Below are 21,865 nucleotides of genomic sequence, written 5' to 3' on the forward strand. Positions count from 1 at the left end.
GCCGAGGCGCCGCGGCGGGATGCGGCATGGTGGTCCTACCAGGCCGGATGCGCCGGTGGACGAGGAATTGACGACGGGGGTCGGTCGAGATGGTGGAAAACTGTGGAGCCACGCTGTGGACGGACGGCGGCGCTCCGGTGCCGCCGGCAGGTGCGGGAACGGGGGCGCCCGCGCCGTGCGCGGTCCCGGTGTTCGCACCGATCAGGGCGGGCGGCGGGCGGCACCGGTTGCGCCGTGCGCTCCGTCGGCGACGGAGGATGACGGCCGCGGGGCTGGCGATGGCCGCCGCCGCGCTCGCCGCCGCGGCACCCCGGACGGAGCCTCAGCCCCGCCCGCCCGGGCGGGAGGACGCGGCTCCCGCTGCCGCCGCCACGCGGGACATGGTGCGGGCGCCGGTGCGCATCGCGGACGCGGCGGCGGCCGGGCTGGTGCGGCCCGGTGACCGGGTGGACGTCCTCGCCGCGGCGCGCGTGGTGGCGCGCGGTGCGCCCGTGCTGGCGGTCCCCTCCCCCGCCCCCGGTTCCCAGGGCCTGCCGGCGACCGGCTCGGACGGGGGCGGGAGCGGGGACGGGGCGCTGATCGTGCTGTCGGTGCCGCGCGCGACCGCGGCCGCTCTGTCCGGCGCCGCCGCCTCCTCACCCCTGGCGGTGGCACTTCGCTAGCCGCTAGCCGTACGGCACGAGAAAGGCAACCGGCGGCAGGGCCGTAACGCGCACCCCTTACCCTCGGAGGCCGAACCGCTCACCCACCTCCGTCACCGCCGGCCCCGCGTCGGCGGGCGCCCGCGGACACCACCGGCCCCACGGGTCCCCGGGCCGAACTGCACGGTCGTTCTTCGAAAGGAAATCGTCCCTTGAAGGGCTTCAAAGCCTTCCTGCTGCGTGGCAACGTCGTCGAGCTCGCTGTGGCGGTCGTCGTCGGCGCCGCGTTCAGCAAGATCGTCGACGCGTTCGTGAAGGGCCTGATCAATCCGGTGATCGGCGCCATCGGCACCAAGAACCTCGACGGCTACATCTTCTGCATCGAGGACCCCTGCGTCGCCGTGAACGGCGAGCTCAAGCAGGGTGTCGGTCTCCTGTGGGGCGCCGTCGCCGGCGCGGCGCTGACGTTCCTCATCACGGCCGCGGTCGTGTACTTCCTGCTGATCCTTCCGATGAACAAGCTCAACGAGCGGCGCAAGACGGGCAAGGAAGAAGCCGTAGCCGCCCCGACGGAGCTGGAACTGCTGACCGAGATACGCGACCTGCTCGCCCGCCAGCAGCAGGGTTACGGCGGCGCTCCCGGCATTCCCTCGCCCTACGGCCACGGGGGCACCAACCGGACGCACCAGTAACGGCCGTCCGCCTCAGATGTGGTGCGGGGGCTTCTCGTCGAGGAAGCGCGCGAGATCTCCCGCACCGCCCTGGCCGGGGCGTTCGCCCCAGCCGGTGTCGGTGTCGTCGGACGACTGCCGGTCCAGCGGGTCGTCGAAGACCAGCGCCGCCGCGGGGTCACGGGGCACTCGCGGGGCGGGGGCCTCGGTGGGCCCGGTGGCGGGGTCGGGGGTGCTGCTCATGCCGTCCAGGGTACGGGGGCTGTGCTCGGCGCCCGGCGGCGCAAGGGACCCGGCCGCACGCACGCGGGCGACGCGCGACCGGGCCGTCCCGGGAAGGGGTCGAGCCCCGGCACAGGGGGGTGGCGCCGGGGCTCGAGTCTGTGGGTGGTGGCACGGGCGCCGGCAGCGGCGCCCGCCTGGGTCAGGCCGCCTCGATGGACAGCCCCGTCGCGCGCGCCATGCGCTTGAGGTCCGCCAGCGCGTGCTTCTCGATCTGCCGGATCCGCTCACGCGTCAGCCCGTGCTGCTTGCCGACCTCGGTCAGCGTGCGCTCGCGGCCGTCCACGATCCCGTACCGCGCCCGGATGATGGACGCCGTCCGGTCGTCGAGCCGGTCGATCAGGTCCTCCAGTTCCTCACGCCGCAGCATGACGAGTACGGAGTCCTCCGGCGAGGCCGCCGAGGTGTCCTCGACGAGATCGCCGAACTGGGTCTCGCCCTCGTCGTCCACCGACATGTTCAGGCTCACGGGGTCGCGCGCCCAGTCCAGGACGTCGGAGATCCGCTCCGGGGTGGAGCCGAGCTCGGCCGCGATCTCCGCGGGCTCCGGGTCGCGCCCGTGCTCGCGGTTGAACTCGCGCTGCACCCGGCGCACCCGCCCCAGCTCCTCCACCAGGTGGACGGGGAGCCGGATGGTGCGCGACTGGTCCGCGATGGACCGGGTGATCGCCTGACGGATCCACCACGTCGCGTACGTGGAGAACTTGAAGCCCTTGGTGTAGTCGAACTTCTCGACGGCGCGTACCAGGCCTGCGTTGCCCTCCTGGATCAGGTCGAGCAGGGGCAGGCCGCTGCGCGGATAACGTCGCGCGACGGCGACGACCAGGCGCAGGTTGGACCGGATGAAGACGTCCTTGGCCCGCGCACCCGCGGCGGCTATCGCCTCCAGTTCCTCTCGGCCTGCGTCCGCTCCCTGACCCAGCTCCTCGTCCGCGAGGAGCTGCTCGGCGTAGACGCCGGCCTCGATCGCCCTGGAAAGCTCGACTTCCTGCGCGGCGTCGAGCAGCGGCGTGCGCGCGATCTCGTCGAGGTACATGCCGACCAGGTCACGGTCGGCCATCTCGCCGTGGCCTGCGCGAGCGCTGCTCTTCCCGCCTGCGGTGCTGCGGGCGACGGCACGGGTTGCCATGCGTGCTCCCTTGCGAAGGTTCGGTCGGGTGTCGGATCGAGTGAACTGCCCCTCCAGCAGCTTCACGCGTGCCTTTCGGCTGCCCACTCGAAAAGAGATAACGACTGGAATCCGGACACAATTCCCAAGCGCAGCCCCGTTTTTTACGATCTTGCAGTACCCTGTCGGGCCACAGCCGGAGGTGGATCATTGTCCGAGTCCGTCGAAGTGCAGGTCAGGCCGGGTGGGGAGGAGGACCTGCAGGCCCTCACCGACCTCTACAACCACTACGTCCGCGAGACTCCGATCACCTTCGACCTGGTGCCGTTGTCACCGGAACAGCGCCGCCCTTGGCTGCTCTCCCACCCGGAAGACGGACCGCACCGCCTTTTGGTTGCCCACGGGCCCGGACCGGACGGCCCGAACGGCCTGCTCGGATACGCCACGAGCAGCCCGTTCCGCCAGAAGGCCGCGTACTCCACCTCCGTGGAAACCTCCGTGTACTGCGCCCCGGAGGCCGCCGGCCGCGGCGTCGGCACCCTGCTCTACGCGGCGCTCTTCGAGGCGCTGCGGGGCGAGGACCTGCACCGCGCGTACGCCGGCATCGCGCAGCCCAACGAGGCGTCCGTCCGCCTGCACACCCGCTTCGGCTTCCGCCCGCTGGGCGTCTACCGCGAGGTCGGCCGGAAGTTCGGCCGCTACTGGGACGTCGCCTGGTACGAGAAGGACCTGACCTGACCCGACGCGCTCAGCGCAGCCAGGGAAGGTCGCCCACCGCGCCGTTCTGCGGCTGGAGCCCCTCGGCGACGATCCGGCAGATCTCGCCGAGCTGGCGCACCTGCTCCTCCGACAGCCGGTCGAAGATCGCCCCGCGCACCGCCTCCACATGGCCGGGAGCGGCCGCCTCGAGCGCGGCGAAGCCCTCGTCGGTGAGTACCGCGAGCTGGCCGCGCCGGTCGGAGGGGCAGTTCTCGCGGCGGACCCAGCCGTTCTCCTCCAGGCGGGATATGGCGTGGGAGAGCCGACTGCGCGTAATCTTCGAGCGTTCCGCCAGCTCCGTCATGCGCATCCGGCGGTCCGGGGTCTCCGAGAGCCACACCAGCAGCGAGTAGTACGCGTGCGGCATCCGCGCGTCGCGCTGGAGCTGCCGGTCGAGCGCGTCCGAGACCAGCTGCGTGGACGCCATGTACGCGCGCCAGGCGCGCTGCTCCTCCTCGCTCAGCCAGCGGGGTTCGGGGGCACTCGTGGTCATCCCCCCACTCTACGAATTCGACCTTGAACTTTCAAGCAATCAGGGGTACCTTCCCCCCTGCCAGCTTGAAACTTCAAGGAACGCAGGCGAGGGACCCGTATGACGACCACCCCGGACGCCCTGACCGCCCCGACCGCCCCCGATTCACCGGGCACGGTCCCCGCCCCGCCGCGCGCGTCCGTCCGCACACGGGTCCGGATCCCGTTGCGGTTCCCCGACGGCTGGACGACCCCCGCCGACGTCTTCACCTTCACCGGCCTCGTCGACGGCGAGGAGCACCTCGCACTCGGCCTCGGCGCCCACGAGGGCACGGCGTCCCCGCTGGTCCGACCGCACTCCGAGTGCCTGACGGGCGACGTCTTCGGCTCCGCCCGCTGCGACTGCGGCCCCCAGTTGCGCGAGGCCGTGCAGCGCATCGCCGAGACCGGCGGCTACCTGCTCTACCTGCGCCAGGAGGGCCGCGGCATCGGCCTGTACGCCAAGCTCGACGCCTACGCCCTGCAGGACGAGGGCCTGGACACCTACGCCGCGAACCGCGCCCTCGGCCGCCGCGACGACGAACGCGACTACACCGCCGCCGCCCAGATGCTCGGCGCCCTCGGCGTCAAGGCCGTCCGCCTGCTCAGCAACAACCCCGACAAGGCCGCCCAGCTGACCGCGCTCGGCGTCACCATCACCGAGCGCGTGCCCACCGGGGTCCACCTGTCCGAGGACAACGTGCGCTACCTGCGCGCCAAGGCCGAGCACACCCACCACACCCTCGACCTCCCGGCCTGAGGAGGCCCCCATGCGCATGCCCGCCCTCTACCTCTCGCACGGCGCCCCGCCGCTCGCCGACGACCCGGTGTGGCCCGGCGAACTGGCCGCCTGGTCCGCCGGGCTCCCGCGCCCCACGGCGATCCTGATGGTCTCCGCGCACTGGGAGGAGGCCCCGCTCGCGCTCGGCGCCACCACCACGGTCCCGCTCGTGTACGACTTCTGGGGCTTCCCCCGCCACTACTACGAGGTGCAGTACGCCGCCCCGGGCGCGCCCGCGCTGGCCGAGTCCGTCCGCAAGCTGCTCCGCACCGCGGGGACGCCGGTACAGGACATCCCCGACCGGGGTCTGGACCACGGGGCCTACGTCCCGCTCGTGGAGATGTACCCGGACGCCGGCATCCCCGTGCTGCAGGTCTCGATGCCCACCCTCGACCCGCAGCGGCTCATGGACATCGGGCGCAGGCTCGCCCCGCTGCGCGACGAGGGCGTGCTGATCGTCGGCAGCGGCTTCTTCACCCACAACCTCGCCGCGCTGCGCCACTCCGGCGGGGTGCCGGGCTGGTCGGCGGAGTTCGACGACTGGGGGCACCGCGCCCTGGACGCGCACGACGTGGACGCCCTGCTGGACTTCGAGCACAAGTCCCCCGCCGGGCGGCTCGCCCACCCGCGGACGGAGCACTTCGCGCCGCTCTTCGTCACGATGGGCGCGGCCGAGGACGACCTCGGGGACCAGCGCAGCGTCATCGACGGCTTCTGGATGGGCCTGGCCAAGCGGTCCGTGCAGTTCGGCCGGTAACCACCCCGTAGCCGGCAGCGGTAACCGGCCGGTTGCCGGTAGTCTCCGCAACGCGACGGCGAAGGGCCCCGCCTCCTCGCATGAGGCGGGGCCCTTCGCCGTGCTCGCCGTCCGGCGTGCCGTCGTCGTCGACGTGTCCGTCAGTGGGCGATCACCGGGACGGCGACGTCCTCAGCGCCCTCGGCGTCCTTGGTGCCGGAGGTCGCCACCACACCGCCGCCACCACGGGTGGTGACGAAGGTGAAGGCGATGATCGCGGAGAGGGCCAGGATGCCGACCGCCCACCAGATCGCGGTGGAGTAGCCGTGCACGGCCGCGGCGTTGACGAAGCCCTGCTTGCCGAGCGTACGGGCCTCGGCACCGTGCGCGGCGACCCACGCGGTGGTCGCGCTGGCCGCGATGGTGTTCAGCAGCGCCGTGCCGATGGCACCGCCGACCTGCTGCGAGGTGTTGACCATGGCGGAGGCGACACCCGCGTCACGCGGCTCGACCCCGTGCGTGGCCAGGCTCATGGCCGGCATGAAGGCCGTACCCATGCCGAGGCCGAGCAGGATCTCCGCCGGCAGGACCAGGCCCGCGTAGGAGGTGTCGACCGACAGCTGGGTCAGCAGCAGCATGCCGAGGCCCGCCACCAGGAAGCCCGGGGTCATCAGCAGGCGCGGGGCGACGCGGGTCATCAGGCGCGCGCCGATCTGCGTCGAGCCGGTGATCATGCCCGCGATCATCGGGAGGAAGGCGAAGCCGGTCTTCAGGGCGGAGTAGCCCTGGACGACCTGCAGGTAGTAGGTGAGGAAGAGGAACAGGCCGAACATCGCGATGATGGCCAGGCCCAACGAGAGGTAGACGCCACCGCGGTTGCGGTCGGTCACCACGCGCAGCGGCAGCAGCGGGGCCTTCACGCGGGCCTCCACGGCCACGAACGCGACGAGCAGCACGACCGAGGCGACGAACAGGCCGATCGTGGTGCCCTCGCTCCAGCCGTGGGTCTCGGCCCGGGTGAAGCCGTAGACCAGGGAGACCAGGCCGGCGGTGGCCAGCACGACGCCGGGGATGTCCAGGCCGCTGCTGTTGCGGCTGCCGGCGGGCTCCTGGACGAAGCGCATGGCGCCGAAGGCCGCGACGGCGGCGAAGGGGATGTTGACGAAGAAGGTCCAGCGCCAGTCCAGGTACTCGGTGAGCACACCGCCGAGGATCAGACCGACGGCACCGCCACCACCGGCGATGGCGCCGTAGATGCCGAACGCCTTGGCGCGCTCCTTGGCCTCGGTGAACATCACCGCGAGGAGCGACAGCGCGGCCGGCGCGAGCAGCGCGCCGAAGGCACCCTGCAGCGCGCGGGCACCGAAGAGGACCCCCTCGTTGGCCGCGGCGCCGCCGATCGCGGACGCGGCGGCGAAGCCGATCAGGCCGGTGACGAAGGTGCGGCGGCGGCCCCACAGGTCGGCGATGCGTCCGCCGAAGAGCAGCAGGCCACCGAAGACCAGCGCGTAGGCCGTGATGACCCACTGCTTGTTGGCGTCGGAGATGCCCAGGTCGGTCTGGGCGGAGGGCAGGGCGATGTTCACGATGGTGCCGTCGAGGACGACCATCAGCTGGGCTATCGCGATGAAGGCCAGCGCCTTCCAGCGCTGGGCGTGTGCCGTGTCAGGCATGGGTGGACTCACTAACGGTACGAAGAGATGACGACATTGAAGACGAAGAGGACATACGGTACGTAAAGGAAATGTTGTGGGCGAGTGAATTACGCGGGGGCGCCCGTTCGGCAGGCGGAGCTCAGCGACATTGCCGAAGGTCCTCGAATGTGGCGGAGCTACCCGGGAGTTCGGAGCGCGCCGGCGCCTCCAGGCCGTCCACGAACAGCTGCAGATGACGGCGGATGAAGCGCTCCATGCTGCCGCAGTGCTTGCCGGGCAGCGGCCGCGTCAGCTGGCTGACGGCCACCATCACGTCGCCGACGTCGATGTCGGTACGGAGCCGGCCGGACCGCCGCCCGGCGGCCATCAGCTCCTCGATCGCGTGCTGCAAGCGTACGCGGCCCTCCGTGAGCCGCGGGTCCCCCTCGCCGAATCCTGTGGAGAGCATCGGGCACAGCGCGCCCACGCGCTCGTCGGCCGCCTCGTGCACGAAGCGGCGCAGCGCGTCGAAGGCGTCGGCCTCTTCGGCCAGCGCCTCCTCGGCCCGCTGGGTGAGCCGGTCCATCACCGACAGGGTCACCTGGAACGCGAGTTCCCGGCGGTCGGCGAAGTGCCGGTAGACGGTGGCGTTGCCCACACCGGCCCGCTTGGCGATCTCGTCGAGCGGCGCGTCGACACCGTGCTCGAGGAGTGCCTCACGGGCGGCGACGATGATCCGCTCGCGGTTGCGCGTGGCGTCCGCGCGGAGCTTCACGGAGGCGGCTACTGCCATGACGGGCACTCCTCTCTGTCCTTCGGTGGTTCCGGTTCCGGGGAGCGAGTCCCCGCTTGTGCGACGTAGGTGTAAACGGGGAGCCGTTCCCCGGATATTTCGGCGCCGCTTGTGAGCTGAGTCACAATCAACGGGAGCCGGTAAGACGCCGTTTGGGAGGCGCCTCCGTACCGGCCCCCGCGCACACGCGAAGGACCCCGGACGCCAATGCGCGCCCGGGGCCCTTCCGCACTTCCGTGACCGGTTACTCCACGACGAGCTCGACCGGGATGTTGCCCCGGGTCGCCTTGGAGTACGGGCACACCTGGTGCGCCTGCTCGATCAGCGCGCGGCCGGCCTCGTTCTCCAGCTCCGAGGGCAGCTCGGCGCGGAGCACGACCGCCAGGCCGAAGCTCGTGTCGTCCTTGCCGATGGTCACCTCGGCGGTCACGGAGATCTCGCTGGTGTCCACCTTCGCCTGCCGCCCGACCAGGGCGAGGGCGCTGGCGAAGCACGCGGCGTAACCGGCCGCGAAGAGCTGCTCGGGGTTGGTGCCCTGACCGTTGCCGCCGAGCGCCGGCGGCATGGCGAGCGCGAGGTCGAGCTGACCGTCGGAGCTGACGGCACGCCCGTCGCGGCCGTTGGCGGTGGCGACGGCGGTGTAGAGCGGGTCCATGGAACGTCCTCTTTCGATCGGTTGCGATCTCGTTGACGACAAGTAGAGCACACAACTGAGTTGCGCACAACTAAAACGTGGACGGTAGAGCTACCCTGTATCCATGACCGCCACCGCGCCCGCCCGTGCCGGGGACCACCTCCGGCTCGAGAACCAGATCTGCTTCTCCCTGCACGCCGCCTCGCGCGCCTTCGGCGGCGTCTACCGCGTCGTGCTCAAGGACCTCGGCCTCACCTACCCGCAGTACCTGGTGATGCTCGTGCTCTGGGAGCACGGCGCCCTGCCGGTCAAGAAGATCGGCGAGCACCTGCGCCTGGACTCGGGCACCCTCTCCCCGCTCCTCAAGCGCCTCGAGGGCACGGGCCTCGTACGCCGTGAGCGCTCCGCCGACGACGAGCGCTCCGTGACGGTCCACCTCACCGACGCGGGCACGGCCCTGCACGAGAAGGCCCTCCAGGTCCCGCGCCGCATCTCCGCGGCCACCGGCCTGGGCCTGGACGAGATCAACGACCTGCGCACCCGGGTCGACCGCCTCACCGCGGCCCTCACAGCGGCCGACCTCGCCGACGGCCCGCCCTGTGCCTGACACCCCTCACCCCGGCGCCACACCCCCGGGGCCCGGAGCGATCGCCGGCACACCCCAGACCCGCATCCGCTAGGCTGTCCCACGCTTCCGCCTCAGTAGCTCAGGGGATAGAGCACCGCTCTCCTAAAGCGGGTGTCGCAGGTTCGAATCCTGCCTGGGGCACAAGGGAAAAGGCCCTGGACCGATCATGGTCCGGGGCCTTCGACATCCACTTTCGACATCAACGGCGGCAGTCAGCCGCGGTCGACACGCCTCTCCAACAGCCGGGTCCATGTGGCTGATGGCCCCGCGCTGAGTGTCCTCAACGACGTGTGTGTAGACGTCCATGGTGATGCTGATCTGACTGTGGCCGAGGATCTCCATCACCACGCGGGGAGCAACGCCGGCCGCGGTCGGCAGCGTGGCGCAGCCTTGCCGAGCGTCATGTAGCCGGATGGCGCGGAGCTGGGCGCTGTCAGCGACTCGGGTGAACGAGCGATAGAGGTTGCGGGGCTCGATCGATCAACCGGTCCGGGTGGTGAAGACGTAGCCGCCGTTCCCTGGCCACCGCGCCGCCACGTTGCGGGCCACCAGCTCCTCACAGCAGGCCGCTGAGAGCGCCGTGCGCAGAACACGGTGGGACCCCTTGGCGGTTGGGCCCGTGGTCTCACGCTCCAAGCCGTTCAGGAAGCGGCGGATGTCAGCGACGCTCAGGGACTCCAGGCGCCGCGAAGCAGTCCGCGACCTTCTCCAGTTCTCCGGAGACCGAGTCCCCGATCCCCTGGCAGGACTCGCCGACCGAATGGCGATCGCCTAGCGCTATCCCCGGTCGTCAGAGCTCCTGCGATGATCCGGCCGTGAGCTATGACCTTGCTGTGTGGGATGGCGAACTCCCACCCGATGACCACGAAGCGGGCTCCGTCTATGACGAGCTCTACGAGCGATATCTGGAGTCGGAGGATGTCGTCATCCCTCCGGCGCCGCGCATCGCGGATTACGTTGAAGCGCTCCTCGTCCGGTACCCCGACGGCATCGACGGCAAGATGGTGTGGGCGTCGGCACCGGTGATCAACGAGGCTTCGGGGCCGATCGTGTACCTGGTCATGTCCTACAGCAAGGCTGAGGAAGTGTCTGAGTACGCCGCATCTTTGGCTCGCGAACATGGGCTCGTCTGCTACGACCCGCAAGGAGAAACCCTGCGGCCGTGAGTCGCTTCCTCTGTCGCTACGCGAACCACTTGGGTGGTAACCGTAGAGCTGATCAGAGATCGCCACGCGTGGAGACCACGGAAGCTGTTACGGGTTTCTCTACCTCATCGAGACTCCCGGCGTCGCTCACGCTCCGCTGGGCGCGCGGCCCGCGTCCGGCCGCGCCCACGCTCCAGTCTTCGTCCCGCTCGGCGCGCCGTCCGCCGCCGCGCGCCAGCAAAGGTAGGCCGAGGGGCATGAGGTCAGAACCGCGGTGGCTGGGGCAGCCGGCGCTTCGATGGGTCATGCAGGGATCCAGCTGGGCCACCACGGCGGGATGTTGCTCGGAGGACACAGCCCGGAATCGCCGGGATAGCCGTCGATGGTTCCCTCCGCCATGAAGTACCAACCAGCCAGGAACGCCAGCGTCGTCACGATCAACAGCACCGACACACAGGCCCGCAGAACGGTCGGCGCTCGGGAGGCCAGCCACCAGCCGATTCTGTGCATGACGAGCGCACAGAGGCCGTAGCCGATGACACTCGCCGGGAGCTCGACGAAGATGAGCCCGAACTTGTGGCCGGGTTCGTACGCGGCATCGCAGTACGCGCGCGCGTTGACGACCAACAGCCAGGCGCAATAGCCCGCGAACATTCCGAAGACAGGTGCGCCGACCCACGGGATCCACGCGTATGACCTCGACTTGGTTTCGCTCATGATCAGATATGACGTCCGAGCGTGGCCCCCAGTTGCACGGATCGGGCCTCGGTGACCTCCCACCGTGTCGAGAGCGACTGGAGCATGAGACAGCACGCCAGCTCGGGCCGTCTGTGGGCCGTCCCGGGACGCGCAACGGCGACCAGCGTTGACAACCGTTGACCGCTCGATCGCAGGCCACAGCATTGATCGCGAAAGTAGACCCAGGTCAGCGTGCCCTCGAATCACTTCCAGAAGAACTTAAGAGGAGTTCCGGCTCCCCGACCACTGCCGTGTCGTTCGGGCGTGGCGGATAGGCTCCGAACCCGAGTGAGTCAGATCGATGTGGTAGAGGGGCATGGCGGTGGCAACGCTTGCAGAGATCAAAGTCCTGTTGGGTGAACCTCGGTTCAACTGGTCGGATCCGGCTCCGTGGAGCGAATTGGAGCAGGAACTCGGTATCGAGTTTCCTACAGACTTCCGCGAGATCGTGGACGCATATGGTTCGATCGAGGTCAACAAGCAGTTGTACCTGAAGCATCCCGCTGGCCATCTTCTGCATAGTCTGGGAAGAAAGATCAGGGAAGATCTTGAGTTCTGGCGCGAAGAGGACATGACAGAGTTCCTGCCCAGTCGGGCAGGAGCGGAGCCCGGGGAGTTGATTCCGGTGGCGTCGGCTACAACGGGGGAGCATGTTTTCCTTCGCGTTCCCGACGAGCCCTCGTCGCCCTGACATGTCGTGGTTCAGGAGTTCGACAGTCCGGCCTGGCACCTCCACGAGATGGCCTTCAGCGAGTGGTTGCTGGCTTATCTCAGGGGCAAGGACGTCACGGTGTGTTCTGGTGACCGCGCGCCTGACGGCCCGTTCTACGAATTCCTGCCCTGAGAACGACCACGTTGGTGTGCCTCCTGCCCTGACCTTGATTCGTCAGCGGGATCCGTTCGCTGGCTGAGTGTCTAACTGCGCTACAACAACCCCGCACGGACGCGGACAACCACGGATGCTTGCGAACACTTCTCGCAGGTCACGGATAGTTTCGCCCCAGGTCACAGAGCCGGTCCCATTGCTTCGGGACGAAGATGCGCATTCGAGTGGCTATGGCTGTCTGCGCCGCCACCAGCGTCGACGGGAGCGAGCTATGGAAGCTCGAAGTAGCCGGATCGCCACATCGTGCCCATAGTGCTCAGCCAGTGCGAGGGGCGTGGCCCCGCCGGGATCTTCCAACTCAGGGTCTGCCCCGAAGGCAAGGAGAATGGCCGTCGTGTGCACCCTCGGGGGCTGCCCGCTCTGCAGCGCAGAATCCCCCTCCACGTCGATTGCATGGGTGAGGAGCGTCGAGTTGCCGACTACCTCGTTGGGGTCGACCCCCGCACCGAGGAGACGGGCCAGTGTCTCCGCATCCTCCATCTCGACCGCCTGATGAGCCGGCGCGCTGGTGTTCTCCTCAATCACGCTCAGAGTGAATCGATGCCGGTCCGCCGCTGCAAGCCGGTACACCAATCACCGTGCCCGTTCCGTGCCCGAGTGGGCGGTAAACCGCGGTCAACGACTGGTCCCGGGGCGAGCTCATTGGTTCGCCCACACCGCCGTTGGCGCTGGTCAGGGCATGACCTGGACCGCAGGGACCGGTGATTCCCAAGCTCAGGGTTTGACTGTCCGAGACAGGTGCTAACTTCCGCAGTCCGAGGGAAGCGAGAAGGGAATGAAGACTGGTGGGGGCTTCGGAATGGGACTACTACGTGCCGTACCAGGAAGATATGAACGCGGCACTCCAGCAACTGCGACATGAGGTGTTCGAGGCCGGGGACTACTACTGGGTCAACGGCGGCGACTGGCGACCGGAAGCGGAGCGGGAGCCTCGGCCGCAGTCGCTAGAGGAGCTCTGGGCCGACGAGCTCGTCCAGGAGGCCGGCACGCACTCGATCCTGGACATCTTCCGAGTCGTAGGACCCGACGACACCCCGGACTACAACACCGTGGAACCCGTGACGACCGAGGAGGCGCGCAACTTGCTCGGCTCCGGCAAGCTGACGCGTGCACACGTCAAAGATTTCGATGTCTTCCCCCGATCGCGGTGGGTCGGACGCTGCGCAGTGCTGCACGACGACGTTGGCAACCCCCAAGAGATCTACTTCTGGGGCCACTCGGGCGACTGAACTGCAGCCACTGACGGCAGAAGATGACGGCAACGGGGCCAAACGCAGGAGGACCCTGGCGGTAGCCAGTTGCTGGGATGGTCGTGGCTCTCGCCATTCCGGTCGGTAGGCATCCGTGGCTATCGGACTCCGGTCGGCGTGGCCCGGGACGGTCACGGGTGGAACGGGGCAGGCGTCAAACTTCCTCGCCCACGAGTGCCCATTCCACGAGTGCCGGCAAGTAGGGCAGCAGAAGGACGAGAACCATCCCGACAACGAGCGCAAGTATCAGCAGGATCACACCTGCAGCTCCTCGAACGCCGATGGATTCGTGCACAGTTGGGTTTTCGTCAGTCACAGGTCCTCCTCGCAAGATCCTAGCTGGAGATCCCTCCCTCCAGCCCTGGCGTGCGGGCCCGTGCTGCTCTCATGGATCAGCGAACTGGTCGCCCGGATTCAGGGCCCGTAGTGTTCGCTCGTGCGTTACTTGGCGTAGCCCTTCATTGTCGGCGCCTTGAGAAGGGGCCGTTCAGTTGAACAGTTCCTTGGGCCAATCGGTTCGCCCGAGCGTCTCGGCGTCACCTACGTCGAGGTCCGGCCGACGAAGGTGGCCCACGAGGTCTACGTCCATGCCGTTGAGGACGTCGGACACGAGAACTTCTGTGATGTGGACGAGTTTCCGCCGTTCGACTTGGAAGCCGAGGAAGAGTCTTTCGGCTACCTCCTCGTCATCGCCGAGGACCCAGAGGCCGCGCTGGTGATGGCCGAACAGGGCACGGGAGCACTCCGGACGCGATGGGTGAACCAAGGCCTGGTGCAGGACGAGTACCGCGACTTCGTAAGGGCAGGTCGGCCCACGCGGCCTGGCAGCCCAGTGACGTCCCGATGATCAGGCAGTCCATGTGGCTGATGGCAACCTGCAGCGGCGCGATGCACAGCGCCGGCATCGGGACGACGCGGCTGCGTCGGCTTTTGGAGTTGTCGTCGTACATCGTCCCGACAGGGCGCTGCGTCCGCTGCCGGACGGCCGTACAGCCATTCCACCGCCCGTGACCGACCACCACCGGTCCCAGTCGGATGACGTGCCGACAGGGCCTCTGCGACCGTCGTGCCCCTGGGGTGCTGTCCGGAGCCTCAGCCATACGGCGGGACCGCTGACCGGGGTGACCGGCTCGGTAGGGGATCGTGTCCGAGGTCTGGTCTAGGTTCGGCCTGTGAACCACGACCCTTCCAACGCCGGGGCGCCCCGCGGGCCTGACCTGCCGCCGTACCAGGTAGTCCTGGCGGAGACTGATTGGGGTTCGCTCGAGACGGCCTTCGGGAACGGTGAGGACCTTCCCAAAATCCTCGCGCGGCTGTTGGAACCCGATGCCAAGATTCAGGTCACCGCTTTGTCGGAGCTGGGTGAGCTCGTCGGCCACCAGAACAGCATCTACGAAGCCACCGCCCCCGCCGCCATGTACATCGCCGGCATCCTCACCCACCCGGCGGCCATGACCCTCCGGCCCTATCGCAACGTCCCCATCCGCGCGGCGCTGTTGGACTGGCTGGTTTCCACGACCTACGACGCCTCCGACGAGATCGTCGAGCGCAACAAGCAGTACTACCCTGGCTTCCTCACCCCCGGCACCATCGTGGCGGCCTTCCGGGACCTGCGCCCGATGCTCTATCGGGCCGTCTCGCCCTTCGTCCAGGACAGCCACGAAGACGTGCGCGAAGCCGCCGTCATCGCCGGGCTCATCCTCGCCGAACACCCAGCGCTCACCGAACACCGCGATCACCTCGCCGTACACGCGCGCCGCATCCTTGACACCAGCAGCGACAACGCCAACCGGCGCGTTGCCTGGAAGGCACTCGAAGCATGGGGGCACGACGTCTCCGATCTTGAACCTGTCCGGGAGGAGACCTGGGACTGGGGGCCGCACAGCGATGGCCGCGGCGATCTCGAACCTCCCTTCTGACCGTGGTTCCGGAGCAGGCGTTGTCCAGGCCACCGGCGCACTGTCCGGTCCGGGCGGGCACATGGCGACCCAGCTGCGAACGCGGACCGGCACGGGCAGCAGGATTCCTCACGCCACAACCGATGAAGACGAGGGAGAACCCATGAGCAGGCCGGCCCCCCGCAGCGCCACGGCCTTGTACGCGACAGCTGCGACCTGCGCCGTCATAGGGGCACTGCTGTGGGCGCGCAGCCAGGGCGACACGCCCCTCAGTCTTACCTCCACGTCGTTCGGGGCCCTCCTGGCTACCGACAGTTACACCCCGTCGGCCTGGCGGGTGTGGTCTCCGGACGTACCCGAAGCCCGCCTTGGCCTGTACCTCCTCGGGGCCGGCCTGGTGCTGGCCGTGGTGGCGCGCCTCGTCTCCGTCTGGCGTGAGTGAGCGGCGGCCGACGCCCCACCGGAAGGAACCGATCGAGCAGCCGTGCAGGACGGGCCCGGCAAGAAGGGGAACTCATGATTGCCTGGAGCAAGGCGCTGGTCGACCTGGGTTACGGAATGGTCCTGATGTCGGTGGCGCTCAACGTGGGCAGCACCGCTGAGCGACTTCACCGCCGTGTGGCGATCCGTCCGAAGCTCAACGCCTGGGTCACGCCCCTGGTGTTGAGGGTCACGAGTGCGGTTGTCGGAGCGCTCGGGCTGACGGTCGGCGCCGTTCGCCTGGTCCACGCCTACGCCGGTTGAGGTTGCACTGGCCTCGGGGTCCGGCCCCACCCCGGAGTTCGGTGGCTCCGACGGGACGAACTCGGGTGATCCTGACTACCCCATGTGTCCGGAACCAGGGGGTGTGCTCACCTGGGGTGACAACGCTGGCTTCATCAGGACCTGGATTCCCCTGCCGGTCCCGCCTAGAGCCGTTCCCGTGGGTCGAGCCGGCTCCCACAGTCGAGCCGGAGTCCAAGCGGTCTCAAGAATCGGCTGAAGCCACACCGTCAGCCATCGACGGGACACAGGACCAAGGCACCGAGCGTCGCTCACCCTCCGCGGCGCGCGCCTGGAGCGGCGATGTCAACGACCTCGTACTCGCGAACGGCCGGTGCCATCCCGGGCGACCGTCCGGTGTGCGGCGCCAAGCCGTGTCCGTGGCCGAAGTGGTCGGTAGGCGGGGACGCAGAACCTACAGGCCGAGGCTCGTGACGAAGGCCGGGAAGGCGAGCGACCCCCGGTGGAGCGCCGTCGCAGTGCACGGGCGGTTCGGCATAGCCTGTGGGAGCGATCGATCCCGATGTGTCCCGCCGAGTGTCCGGTCGGAGTTCCATGCCCAGTCCCGGCGCGAGCCGTTCGTCGGCCGCCGCGTTCACATACGGCGCTGTCGGCGCGACGCGTCCCGCGGAGGAGCGGTGGTCGGTGGGGCGCACGGGCCTGCGTGCCCATTGCGGCACCGTTGTCGTCGGACACGGGGAGGCGGACTGGCGTGCCGCCGCCGACGCCGTGCTGCGGTGGGGAGTCAAGCGGCAAAGTGGGTTCTCCGTCGCGGGCTGCGGCGGGGCCGGGGAGCGGGTCAGCGTGGGCGCCGAGTACCGGATCACCGCCGGCTTCGGCCCCTTCGTCGTCCGGGAGCCGGTGCGGGTCGTGGCCGTGGTGGACCTGCCGGATCGTTGCGGGTTCGCGTACGGGACCCTGCCGGGGCATCCCGTCTGCGGCGAGGAGGCCTTCGTCGTCCACCGCTCCCCCGACGGCACGGTCGCACTGACGATCCGCTCCCTCACGCGTGCTGCGCCGAACGGTCCCTGGCGGCTCCTGTTCCCCGTACTGCTCGTGGCGCAGCGCTTCTTCCGGCGCCGTTATCGACGTGCCCTGACGGCGGCGGGCGCGAAGGCCTCGCACGGGAACTAAGGGGACGCCGCGCTCCCGTTGGCCAGCGCCGCTTCGACGATGCGGACTGCCTCGTCGGTGTCGAGGCCCACGCGGGCGATGACCGCCGCGTACTCGGCCGCGGCGCGGCGTGCCCGTTCGCGTCCCTGCTCACCGGCCGCCGACACGAACGAGCCCGCCCGTCCACGGGTCTCGATCAGGCCCGCTTCCTCCAGCGCCCGGTAGGCCCGGCCCACGGTGTTGACGGCCAGGCCGAGGTCCGCGGCCAGGCGGCGGATGGTGGGCAACTGGGTACCGACGGCCAGGGTGCGGTCCTGGATCTGCCGGGCGAGCTGGGCGCGGAGCTGCTCGAACGGCGGGACGGGCGAGGCCGAGTCGATGACGATCAACGGTTCACCGGGCCGTCGTGGCGTGCCGCGCCACCGTGCTGCTCTGCGCGGTCCGCGCGGTGATCAGGGCGAGCGTGACGGCGCTCAGGGCGATGAAGACGAGCCAGGCGGCGTTCCACCAGCCGAGCCCGGTGTCGAAGACCGACACGACCGGCAGCGACCACACCACGCTGGGCGTGGCGACCTCGCGGGCGTCCTCGACCCGCATCAGGACGTCGGCGGTCAGCGAGGCCTCGTCGTCGGCCACGACCGGGTGTGTCAGGACGTGGCGCAGTTGGACGACCGTGCCGGCCGCCGCGCCGAACACCCCGATGAGCAGGAGGAGTGCCGCGTAGCGTGCGGCGGCGTCGTCCACGGTCAGGGCACCGATCGCCATCGCCGTCGCGCCCGCGAACGTGGCCGCGGCGAAGGCGGCGCGCGGCGTGCCGAGCACGGTCCGCCAGCCGAGCCGGACCGGGTGGGCGGCCCGTCGCGGCAACGTCGCGCCGGCCCGCCGGTCGACCCGTCGCACCCACCGGTCCAGCAGCGACTGGGCCAGCACCAACGCCACCACCACCGCCGTCAGCGCCAGCAGCGACCCGTACCGGGGAGACCCGGCCTCGTCGGCCGCGGCGTCGGCGGACAGGTCACCGACACGGACGAGGGCGACCGCGATGATGAAGGCCGCCAGCAGCACGGCGGCTGCCAGGCGGGCACGTCGCCGGACCGCCAGACGCGTGGCCAGCAACGGCGTCGGCGGGACGTCGGTCAGGCCGTGCTGGGCCAACCACGCACCGGCCCGCTCGACTTCCTCCGGACGCACCGACTCCTCGTTCATCCGGGAACCTCCCTCCGGCACGGCACTTTATGTCGCAAGGCTTGTCGCAACATGGTGCGACAAGCCTTGCGACAAGTCAACGGTCGCGGCGCGGCGGCGTACGCTCCCGGCATCGCACGTCCCTACTTCCGCCCGCATGTCGTGCCGGCGGTCCTGGCGCTCGCGACCCCGTCGTGGCGGAGCGAAGTGTGGCTCGCGCCCGAGGAGTTCGGGAACCTCGATTTCGTGGTCCACGTGCTCTTCGGCGACTTCTGCGACGCGACCGCCCCTGAACAGTCCGGGCTGTGAGCCGGGCCGGCCCAGGTGATGGTGACCACGGCCCGCATGCGCCGGATGCGACCCGTCAGGGGCGCACATACGCTGTGAGGGGGCGTTCCTTCTCTTGTCGAGGTGAGAGATCGTGCCGCTCTACATCACGCTGCTGAGCTGGACCGACCAGGGGATCCGCGCCTACGCCGACACGGCGCGGCGGGCCGACGCGTTCGGTGCCGCGCTGGGGGAGGCCGGGGGCAGGCTGGTCGACATCTTCTGGACGGTCGGGCCCTACGACCTCGTCGCCCTCGTCGAAGCGCCGGACGACGAGACCGCCGCCGCGGCGCTGCTGCGGCTGGGCGCGGTCGGCAACGTACGGAGCACGACCATGCGGGCGTTCGGGCGGGACGAGGTGGAGGGCGTCATCGCCAAGGCCTCCGCCTGAGGCGGCGCACCGCCCGTTCAGGCGGTCAACCGGCCTCCGGGGCCGGGTCGAAGAAGGAACCGCGGCGCAACCGGTCGTACGCGGGCTGCGCCCGTGCCATCCACGCGTCCACGTCGGCGGCCATGGACGGGAACCGCTCCTTGAGGGGTGCGGCCAGTGCGGAGATCTCCTCCCAGGAGTCGGCGAGATACGTCTCGTTCTCCAGGCCGATGGCCACCGCCGCACGGAACGCGTCGTCGGAGCGCAGCCACCGCTTGGCCACCTGGACGACGCGGGCGACGTCCTCGGCGTCGATGATCCAGGACATGGACAGGAGTTGCTCGGAGACGTAGCCGGGCACGACGTTCGGGGCCCGGTGCTCGACGAGGAAGTCCATGACCTGTTCGACGTCCACGGCGCCCCCCTCGGTGTCGGCGGTCCCGGGACCAGCGGGATCCGCATCCTAAGGGGGCGTCCTGGACGGGCGGGAGACTTTTCCGTGGGTGCCCGAATCCCTGTCCGCGGGGCTGCCCGAGGAGATCCCGGTGTCCTGACGGGACACGCTCGCGGCGGTGGCCGACGGGTGTTTGTCGGCCGGGCGCGCGGCGGGCACCGCGCCGTGCTGCGTCGGCTGCCTCTGAGGAGCGCCCGGAGAACCCCCCGAGGTTCCCTCAGGGGGTCATGGGAATGGGGCAATTCGACATGTACTCCTACGCCGTTCGGCACTCCGGCTTCCCGCCGGGCTCCGGGTGTTGACCTGCGTTGCGGATCATCACAAGATGACCGCGTACGGCACTCTGCCGAGACCGCCGGCCGGGCCGTCGTCGACCGCCCAGCCCGCCGGCACGGGCAGGCCGGTGTGCGGTCCGGCGCGTCCGGAATCCTGGAAGGTCATGCGTTCATGCAGAGCTACGCCTCGGCGCAATTGGCATCCCCTCTCACCTACTTCCAGACGGCGGCGTTCTGCTGCCTGGTGGCGGTCGTGCTCATACGGGCGGGCCGCGTGTGGCGCCGCGCGGCCCGGGGCCTGCTCGCCCACGACGAGCCGGTGCCGAGGGAGTCGGCGCCGACGCCCGTCCCGGCGGCGTCGCAGGCACAGGGCAACCGCACGGTGGGGCGGGTCTACCTCTGCTTCGGCTGGTTCCTTGTGCTGGGGACGGTCGTCAACCTGGTCAACGGCTTCCGTTCGGTGTGGGGCTGAGGTCCCCCCGGCCGCAGGCGGTCACGGGTGCCGCCCGTCCCCCTGGGTCTCCGGGCGGACCGGCGGCGGCGTGACCTCGGGGGCACCGGTGAGCCGGGCACAGTGGGCGGGTACGGCGGCGGCACTCCCGGCGGCGCGCTCCAGCCGGGCCAGGGTGGACGCGTTGACGCTCTTGTGGTGCTCGGCGGCCTTGACGTAGGCCTGGCACAGCCCCTTCAGCCCGGCGTCCGTCGGCGCGGCGAGCGGGGGTACGGAGGCGTGCGGGCCGTGTGACGCGGCGTCCGGGGTCGTGGGCGTGGCGCCGGCGCCGCCGCCCTGCGGACCGCGCGGGGACGCGGTGCGCGTACCGCCGCCCGACCCCGTGGGGTTGGAGGGCGACGGGGCGGGCGACACCGGCCGGGGTCCGGCCGTGCCCGAGTGGAAGGGGCCGGGGAGCGAGCCGGACTGCGCCGCGACGGCCACGCCGCCGAGGGCGAAGACCGCGACGAGGCCGCCGACCGCCGCCCGGGTGCGCCGGCCGGAACGGACGCCGCGGGCCCGTCCGCGGCCGTGACCGCCGCTCGTGACGGCCCGGGCCTCCCGGAAGGCGGTCAGTGCGGCGCGCTCGCGCTCGGGGTCGCCCGGCAGGGGTGCCGCGGCGGCGGTGAGGAGTCGTGCGAGGGCGTCCGCGCGGCCGTCGCCCGCCGCGGCGGGGTCCCCGTCGAGGAGCCGCTCGGCCAGGGCCGCGTCCAACCGGTCGTCCATGCGGTCGTCCCTGCGGTCGTCGGTCCGGTCGTCGTGAGCTCGGCTGTCCTTCATCCGTCAGTCCGTCACTTCTCCATGGCGCCGTCGAGGCGCTCCGCGAGGCGTTTCAGCCCCCGGTGGGCGGCGGTCCGCACCGCGCCCGGGCGCTTGCCGAGGACCTTGGCCGCGGCGGGGGCGTTGAGCCCGACCACCACCCGCAGCAGCACGGCCTCGGCCTGGTCCTGCGGCAGGGCCGCTATCAGGTCGAGCGCGCGCCGCGTGGACAGGTTCTCCAGGGCGGCGCCCCCGGCGTCCTCGGGTGCCGTGGGTTCGGCGGTGCGCTCCTCAAGGGGCGCGGTGCGCGGCCGGGCCTTGATGCGGCGCAGGTGGTCCAAGGCGCGGTGCCGGGCGATGGTGGCGGCCCAGCCCCGGAAGGCCTGACCGCCGCCGCGGAAGCCGGGCAGGTCCCGTACGACGTCGTGCCAGGTCTCGGAGGCCACGTCCTCGGCGTCGTCGCCGACCAGGCCGTGCAGGTAGCCCAGGAGCATCGGGTGGACCTCCCGGTACAGGACCCCGAACGCGATCTCGTCACCGGCGCGGGCCCGCTGGACCGCGTCGCCCAGTTCCTCCTCGCCCAGCCGGTCGCGCCGGCGGACCTGCGCCTTCCCCACTGCGTCCTCTTCGTGCTCGATGGCCCCGTGCCGCCGGTCGCCGCGCCGCGGCGCGGCTGGCGTCACACCTCGGCTCGGCCCACCACCGACAGGCAGAAGAGGCGCAGGCTGTCCACCGGCCCGTTCTCGTACCGCTTGACCGCCCTGCCCAGCGGGTTCCACACCCGCCCGTCGGGCGTCCGGATGCCGAACGGCTGCCCGAATGTACCGCTCTGCTCGTCGTCGAAGTCCACCCAGGCCGCTCCGGCGGTGCGGACCAGCACCTCTCCCGTGTAGGCGCCGAAGCCGCGGAGCGTGGGCGCGACGGCTTCCAGGGGCGGCTGCTCGCCGCGGATGGCCTCGATGACACGGTCGACCAGGCCGAGGCTGGCCAGGGAGTAGTCGAGCCTGACCCGGGAACCCTCCCTGGCCATGGACAC

At 70.3% G+C, this 21,865-nt stretch carries 33 protein-coding genes, 1 tRNA gene and 1 pseudogene; 19 read left to right on the top strand and 16 right to left on the bottom strand.

All coding sequences use genetic code 11. From position 1 onward, the window contains the following. The first annotated feature begins 257 nt into the window (after positions 1–257). Positions 258–662: an RcpC/CpaB family pilus assembly protein gene (locus tag ABZ479_RS09555; RefSeq protein ID WP_500460958.1), complete on the top strand. Its 405-nt coding sequence runs from the start codon at positions 258–260 to the stop codon at positions 660–662. 191 nt (positions 663–853) lie between these two features. Beyond that, complete coding sequence (gene mscL / locus ABZ479_RS09560; protein ID WP_500460960.1) at positions 854–1,333, top strand: large conductance mechanosensitive channel protein MscL; 480 nt, start codon at positions 854–856, stop codon at positions 1,331–1,333. A 12-nt stretch (positions 1,334–1,345) separates the two neighbouring features. Here the strand turns inward: mscL and ABZ479_RS09565 are convergent, their stop codons facing one another. Together ABZ479_RS09565 and ABZ479_RS09570 are read right to left on the bottom strand one after the other, a co-directional pair. Beyond that, complete coding sequence (locus tag ABZ479_RS09565) at positions 1,346–1,555, bottom strand: hypothetical protein (RefSeq protein WP_500460962.1); 210 nt, start codon at positions 1,553–1,555, stop codon at positions 1,346–1,348. 181 nt (positions 1,556–1,736) lie between these two features. Then, entirely contained in the window at positions 1,737–2,723 is a 987-nt protein-coding gene (locus tag ABZ479_RS09570; RefSeq protein WP_500460964.1) for a sigma-70 family RNA polymerase sigma factor, read from the bottom strand. A 189-nt stretch (positions 2,724–2,912) separates the two neighbouring features. Here ABZ479_RS09570 and ABZ479_RS09575 point away from each other — a divergent pair, with 189 nt between their 5' ends. Next, positions 2,913–3,440 carry a GNAT family N-acetyltransferase gene (locus tag ABZ479_RS09575; protein WP_500460966.1) on the top strand — a complete coding sequence of 176 codons (528 nt, stop codon included), beginning with the start codon at positions 2,913–2,915 and terminating at the stop codon, positions 3,438–3,440. A gap of 10 nt (positions 3,441–3,450) precedes the next feature. Here the strand turns inward: ABZ479_RS09575 and ABZ479_RS09580 are convergent, their stop codons facing one another. Beyond that, entirely contained in the window at positions 3,451–3,954 is a 504-nt protein-coding gene (locus tag ABZ479_RS09580) for a MarR family winged helix-turn-helix transcriptional regulator (protein WP_500460968.1), read from the bottom strand. A 99-nt stretch (positions 3,955–4,053) separates the two neighbouring features. Between ABZ479_RS09580 and ABZ479_RS09585 the strand changes: the two genes are divergently transcribed. Together ABZ479_RS09585 and ABZ479_RS09590 are read left to right on the top strand one after the other, a co-directional pair. After that, on the top strand, positions 4,054–4,731 hold the full coding sequence (locus tag ABZ479_RS09585) for a GTP cyclohydrolase II (protein ID WP_500460970.1): 678 nt from the start codon (positions 4,054–4,056) through the stop codon (positions 4,729–4,731). A gap of 10 nt (positions 4,732–4,741) precedes the next feature. Further along, the gene (locus tag ABZ479_RS09590) at positions 4,742–5,509 is read left to right on the top strand and encodes a dioxygenase family protein (RefSeq protein WP_500460972.1); all 768 of its coding nucleotides are present in this window, start codon (positions 4,742–4,744) and stop codon (positions 5,507–5,509) included. A 140-nt stretch (positions 5,510–5,649) separates the two neighbouring features. Here the strand turns inward: ABZ479_RS09590 and ABZ479_RS09595 are convergent, their stop codons facing one another. The 3 genes from ABZ479_RS09595 to ABZ479_RS09605 form a co-directional block, all read right to left on the bottom strand. After that, complete coding sequence (locus ABZ479_RS09595; RefSeq protein WP_500460974.1) at positions 5,650–7,161, bottom strand: MFS transporter; 1,512 nt, start codon at positions 7,159–7,161, stop codon at positions 5,650–5,652. Positions 7,162–7,282: 121 nt separating this feature from the next. Next, the gene (locus tag ABZ479_RS09600; protein WP_499600059.1) at positions 7,283–7,915 is read right to left on the bottom strand and encodes a TetR/AcrR family transcriptional regulator; all 633 of its coding nucleotides are present in this window, start codon (positions 7,913–7,915) and stop codon (positions 7,283–7,285) included. A gap of 244 nt (positions 7,916–8,159) precedes the next feature. After that, complete coding sequence (locus ABZ479_RS09605; protein ID WP_018559912.1) at positions 8,160–8,570, bottom strand: organic hydroperoxide resistance protein; 411 nt, start codon at positions 8,568–8,570, stop codon at positions 8,160–8,162. 103 nt (positions 8,571–8,673) lie between these two features. On the opposite strand from ABZ479_RS09605, the gene ABZ479_RS09610 reads away from it, so the two are divergent. Together ABZ479_RS09610 and ABZ479_RS09615 are read left to right on the top strand one after the other, a co-directional pair. Next, entirely contained in the window at positions 8,674–9,156 is a 483-nt protein-coding gene (locus ABZ479_RS09610; RefSeq protein ID WP_500460976.1) for a MarR family winged helix-turn-helix transcriptional regulator, read from the top strand. 89 nt (positions 9,157–9,245) lie between these two features. After that, positions 9,246–9,318, top strand: a tRNA-Arg gene (locus ABZ479_RS09615). 71 nt (positions 9,319–9,389) lie between these two features. Here ABZ479_RS09615 and ABZ479_RS09620 read toward each other — a convergent pair. Next, positions 9,390–9,867: pseudogene (locus ABZ479_RS09620) on the bottom strand (tyrosine-type recombinase/integrase); the annotation flags it as partial. Between the two features lie 125 nt (positions 9,868–9,992). Here ABZ479_RS09620 and ABZ479_RS09625 point away from each other — a divergent pair. Beyond that, positions 9,993–10,343 (top strand): hypothetical protein, encoded by a 351-nt coding sequence (locus tag ABZ479_RS09625; protein ID WP_500460977.1) that lies wholly within the window; start codon positions 9,993–9,995, stop codon positions 10,341–10,343. Positions 10,344–10,625: 282 nt separating this feature from the next. Here ABZ479_RS09625 and ABZ479_RS09630 read toward each other — a convergent pair whose 3' ends face one another. Next, positions 10,626–11,039 (bottom strand): hypothetical protein, encoded by a 414-nt coding sequence (locus ABZ479_RS09630; protein WP_500460978.1) that lies wholly within the window; start codon positions 11,037–11,039, stop codon positions 10,626–10,628. Positions 11,040–11,376: 337 nt separating this feature from the next. Here ABZ479_RS09630 and ABZ479_RS09635 point away from each other — a divergent pair, with 337 nt between their 5' ends. From ABZ479_RS09635 to ABZ479_RS09645, 3 genes are all read left to right on the top strand, one after another. Next, the gene (locus ABZ479_RS09635) at positions 11,377–11,751 is read left to right on the top strand and encodes an SMI1/KNR4 family protein (RefSeq protein ID WP_500460979.1); all 375 of its coding nucleotides are present in this window, start codon (positions 11,377–11,379) and stop codon (positions 11,749–11,751) included. A 6-nt stretch (positions 11,752–11,757) separates the two neighbouring features. After that, positions 11,758–11,904: a hypothetical protein gene (locus ABZ479_RS09640; protein WP_500460980.1), complete on the top strand. Its 147-nt coding sequence runs from the start codon at positions 11,758–11,760 to the stop codon at positions 11,902–11,904. Between the two features lie 827 nt (positions 11,905–12,731). Then, positions 12,732–13,175, top strand: coding sequence for a hypothetical protein (locus tag ABZ479_RS09645; protein ID WP_500460982.1), 444 nt, complete (start codon positions 12,732–12,734; stop codon positions 13,173–13,175). Between the two features lie 175 nt (positions 13,176–13,350). On the opposite strand, the gene ABZ479_RS09650 is transcribed toward ABZ479_RS09645, so the two are convergent. Then, positions 13,351–13,512 carry a hypothetical protein gene (locus tag ABZ479_RS09650; protein ID WP_500460983.1) on the bottom strand — a complete coding sequence of 54 codons (162 nt, stop codon included), beginning with the start codon at positions 13,510–13,512 and terminating at the stop codon, positions 13,351–13,353. Positions 13,513–13,668: 156 nt separating this feature from the next. On the opposite strand from ABZ479_RS09650, the gene ABZ479_RS09655 reads away from it, so the two are divergent. From ABZ479_RS09655 to ABZ479_RS09675, 5 genes are all read left to right on the top strand, one after another. Continuing rightward, positions 13,669–14,043: a hypothetical protein gene (locus ABZ479_RS09655; protein WP_500460984.1), complete on the top strand. Its 375-nt coding sequence runs from the start codon at positions 13,669–13,671 to the stop codon at positions 14,041–14,043. A gap of 325 nt (positions 14,044–14,368) precedes the next feature. After that, a complete protein-coding gene (locus ABZ479_RS09660) occupies positions 14,369–15,115 on the top strand; it encodes a hypothetical protein (RefSeq protein ID WP_500460985.1) in 747 nt (248 codons plus the stop codon). Between the two features lie 142 nt (positions 15,116–15,257). Continuing rightward, positions 15,258–15,536: a hypothetical protein gene (locus ABZ479_RS09665; RefSeq protein ID WP_500460986.1), complete on the top strand. Its 279-nt coding sequence runs from the start codon at positions 15,258–15,260 to the stop codon at positions 15,534–15,536. A gap of 74 nt (positions 15,537–15,610) precedes the next feature. Beyond that, positions 15,611–15,838, top strand: a complete 228-nt coding sequence (locus ABZ479_RS09670) for a hypothetical protein (RefSeq protein WP_500460987.1) — start codon at positions 15,611–15,613, stop codon at positions 15,836–15,838. 573 nt (positions 15,839–16,411) lie between these two features. Beyond that, positions 16,412–16,990, top strand: a complete 579-nt coding sequence (locus ABZ479_RS09675) for a DUF1990 domain-containing protein (RefSeq protein ID WP_500460989.1) — start codon at positions 16,412–16,414, stop codon at positions 16,988–16,990. On the opposite strand, the gene ABZ479_RS09680 is transcribed toward ABZ479_RS09675, so the two are convergent. Together ABZ479_RS09680 and ABZ479_RS09685 are read right to left on the bottom strand one after the other, a co-directional pair. Then, positions 16,987–17,358 carry a GntR family transcriptional regulator gene (locus ABZ479_RS09680; protein WP_500460990.1) on the bottom strand — a complete coding sequence of 124 codons (372 nt, stop codon included), beginning with the start codon at positions 17,356–17,358 and terminating at the stop codon, positions 16,987–16,989. The two genes, ABZ479_RS09675 and ABZ479_RS09680, sit on opposite strands and share 4 nt — an antisense overlap. A 4-nt stretch (positions 17,359–17,362) precedes the next feature. Then, the gene (locus tag ABZ479_RS09685; RefSeq protein WP_500460991.1) at positions 17,363–18,175 is read right to left on the bottom strand and encodes a hypothetical protein; all 813 of its coding nucleotides are present in this window, start codon (positions 18,173–18,175) and stop codon (positions 17,363–17,365) included. 66 nt (positions 18,176–18,241) lie between these two features. Between ABZ479_RS09685 and ABZ479_RS09690 the strand changes: the two genes are divergently transcribed. Continuing rightward, positions 18,242–18,463: a hypothetical protein gene (locus ABZ479_RS09690; protein ID WP_500460992.1), complete on the top strand. Its 222-nt coding sequence runs from the start codon at positions 18,242–18,244 to the stop codon at positions 18,461–18,463. A gap of 112 nt (positions 18,464–18,575) precedes the next feature. Beyond that, positions 18,576–18,872, top strand: coding sequence for a GYD domain-containing protein (locus ABZ479_RS09695; protein ID WP_500460994.1), 297 nt, complete (start codon positions 18,576–18,578; stop codon positions 18,870–18,872). 25 nt (positions 18,873–18,897) lie between these two features. Here the strand turns inward: ABZ479_RS09695 and ABZ479_RS09700 are convergent, their stop codons facing one another. After that, on the bottom strand, positions 18,898–19,266 hold the full coding sequence (locus ABZ479_RS09700) for a hypothetical protein (RefSeq protein ID WP_500460995.1): 369 nt from the start codon (positions 19,264–19,266) through the stop codon (positions 18,898–18,900). A 357-nt stretch (positions 19,267–19,623) separates the two neighbouring features. After that, entirely contained in the window at positions 19,624–19,746 is a 123-nt protein-coding gene (locus tag ABZ479_RS09705) for a hypothetical protein (RefSeq protein WP_499600024.1), read from the bottom strand. Between the two features lie 6 nt (positions 19,747–19,752). Here ABZ479_RS09705 and ABZ479_RS09710 point away from each other — a divergent pair, with 6 nt between their 5' ends. Further along, positions 19,753–20,052: a hypothetical protein gene (locus ABZ479_RS09710; RefSeq protein ID WP_500460997.1), complete on the top strand. Its 300-nt coding sequence runs from the start codon at positions 19,753–19,755 to the stop codon at positions 20,050–20,052. Between the two features lie 21 nt (positions 20,053–20,073). On the opposite strand, the gene ABZ479_RS09715 is transcribed toward ABZ479_RS09710, so the two are convergent. The 3 genes from ABZ479_RS09715 to ABZ479_RS09725 all read right to left on the bottom strand — a co-directional run bounded on the left by ABZ479_RS09715 (position 20,074) and on the right by ABZ479_RS09725 (position 21,859). After that, entirely contained in the window at positions 20,074–20,850 is a 777-nt protein-coding gene (locus ABZ479_RS09715) for a hypothetical protein (RefSeq protein WP_500460999.1), read from the bottom strand. An 11-nt stretch (positions 20,851–20,861) separates the two neighbouring features. Then, positions 20,862–21,446, bottom strand: coding sequence for an RNA polymerase sigma factor (locus ABZ479_RS09720; RefSeq protein WP_500461000.1), 585 nt, complete (start codon positions 21,444–21,446; stop codon positions 20,862–20,864). Between the two features lie 62 nt (positions 21,447–21,508). After that, positions 21,509–21,859: a hypothetical protein gene (locus tag ABZ479_RS09725; protein WP_499600021.1), complete on the bottom strand. Its 351-nt coding sequence runs from the start codon at positions 21,857–21,859 to the stop codon at positions 21,509–21,511. Positions 21,860–21,865 lie beyond the last annotated feature (6 nt).

The sequence above is a fragment of the Streptomyces sp. NPDC005722 genome (assembly GCF_040630935.1).
In the GTDB taxonomy this organism is placed as follows: Bacteria; Actinomycetota; Actinomycetes; order Streptomycetales; family Streptomycetaceae; genus Actinacidiphila.

Coding starts and splice junctions, on each gene's coding strand:
- ABZ479_RS09670 (WP_500460987.1), top strand. CDS start 15,611: ATGATTGCCTGGAGCAAGGCGCTGGTCGACCTGGGTTACGGAATGGTC.
- ABZ479_RS09725 (WP_499600021.1), bottom strand. CDS start 21,859: ATGGCCAGGGAGGGTTCCCGGGTCAGGCTCGACTACTCCCTGGCCAGC.
- ABZ479_RS09600 (WP_499600059.1), bottom strand. CDS start 7,915: ATGGCAGTAGCCGCCTCCGTGAAGCTCCGCGCGGACGCCACGCGCAAC.
- ABZ479_RS09675 (WP_500460989.1), top strand. CDS start 16,412: ATGCCCAGTCCCGGCGCGAGCCGTTCGTCGGCCGCCGCGTTCACATAC.
- ABZ479_RS09635 (WP_500460979.1), top strand. CDS start 11,377: ATGGCGGTGGCAACGCTTGCAGAGATCAAAGTCCTGTTGGGTGAACCT.
- ABZ479_RS09580 (WP_500460968.1), bottom strand. CDS start 3,954: ATGACCACGAGTGCCCCCGAACCCCGCTGGCTGAGCGAGGAGGAGCAG.
- ABZ479_RS09585 (WP_500460970.1), top strand. CDS start 4,054: ATGACGACCACCCCGGACGCCCTGACCGCCCCGACCGCCCCCGATTCA.
- ABZ479_RS09555 (WP_500460958.1), top strand. CDS start 258: ATGACGGCCGCGGGGCTGGCGATGGCCGCCGCCGCGCTCGCCGCCGCG.
- ABZ479_RS09705 (WP_499600024.1), bottom strand. CDS start 19,746: ATGACCTTCCAGGATTCCGGACGCGCCGGACCGCACACCGGCCTGCCC.
- ABZ479_RS09605 (WP_018559912.1), bottom strand. CDS start 8,570: ATGGACCCGCTCTACACCGCCGTCGCCACCGCCAACGGCCGCGACGGG.
- ABZ479_RS09595 (WP_500460974.1), bottom strand. CDS start 7,161: ATGCCTGACACGGCACACGCCCAGCGCTGGAAGGCGCTGGCCTTCATC.
- ABZ479_RS09715 (WP_500460999.1), bottom strand. CDS start 20,850: ATGAAGGACAGCCGAGCTCACGACGACCGGACCGACGACCGCAGGGAC.
- ABZ479_RS09685 (WP_500460991.1), bottom strand. CDS start 18,175: ATGAACGAGGAGTCGGTGCGTCCGGAGGAAGTCGAGCGGGCCGGTGCG.
- ABZ479_RS09570 (WP_500460964.1), bottom strand. CDS start 2,723: ATGGCAACCCGTGCCGTCGCCCGCAGCACCGCAGGCGGGAAGAGCAGC.
- ABZ479_RS09610 (WP_500460976.1), top strand. CDS start 8,674: ATGACCGCCACCGCGCCCGCCCGTGCCGGGGACCACCTCCGGCTCGAG.
- ABZ479_RS09565 (WP_500460962.1), bottom strand. CDS start 1,555: ATGAGCAGCACCCCCGACCCCGCCACCGGGCCCACCGAGGCCCCCGCC.
- ABZ479_RS09710 (WP_500460997.1), top strand. CDS start 19,753: ATGCAGAGCTACGCCTCGGCGCAATTGGCATCCCCTCTCACCTACTTC.
- ABZ479_RS09630 (WP_500460978.1), bottom strand. CDS start 11,039: ATGAGCGAAACCAAGTCGAGGTCATACGCGTGGATCCCGTGGGTCGGC.
- ABZ479_RS09665 (WP_500460986.1), top strand. CDS start 15,258: ATGAGCAGGCCGGCCCCCCGCAGCGCCACGGCCTTGTACGCGACAGCT.
- ABZ479_RS09590 (WP_500460972.1), top strand. CDS start 4,742: ATGCGCATGCCCGCCCTCTACCTCTCGCACGGCGCCCCGCCGCTCGCC.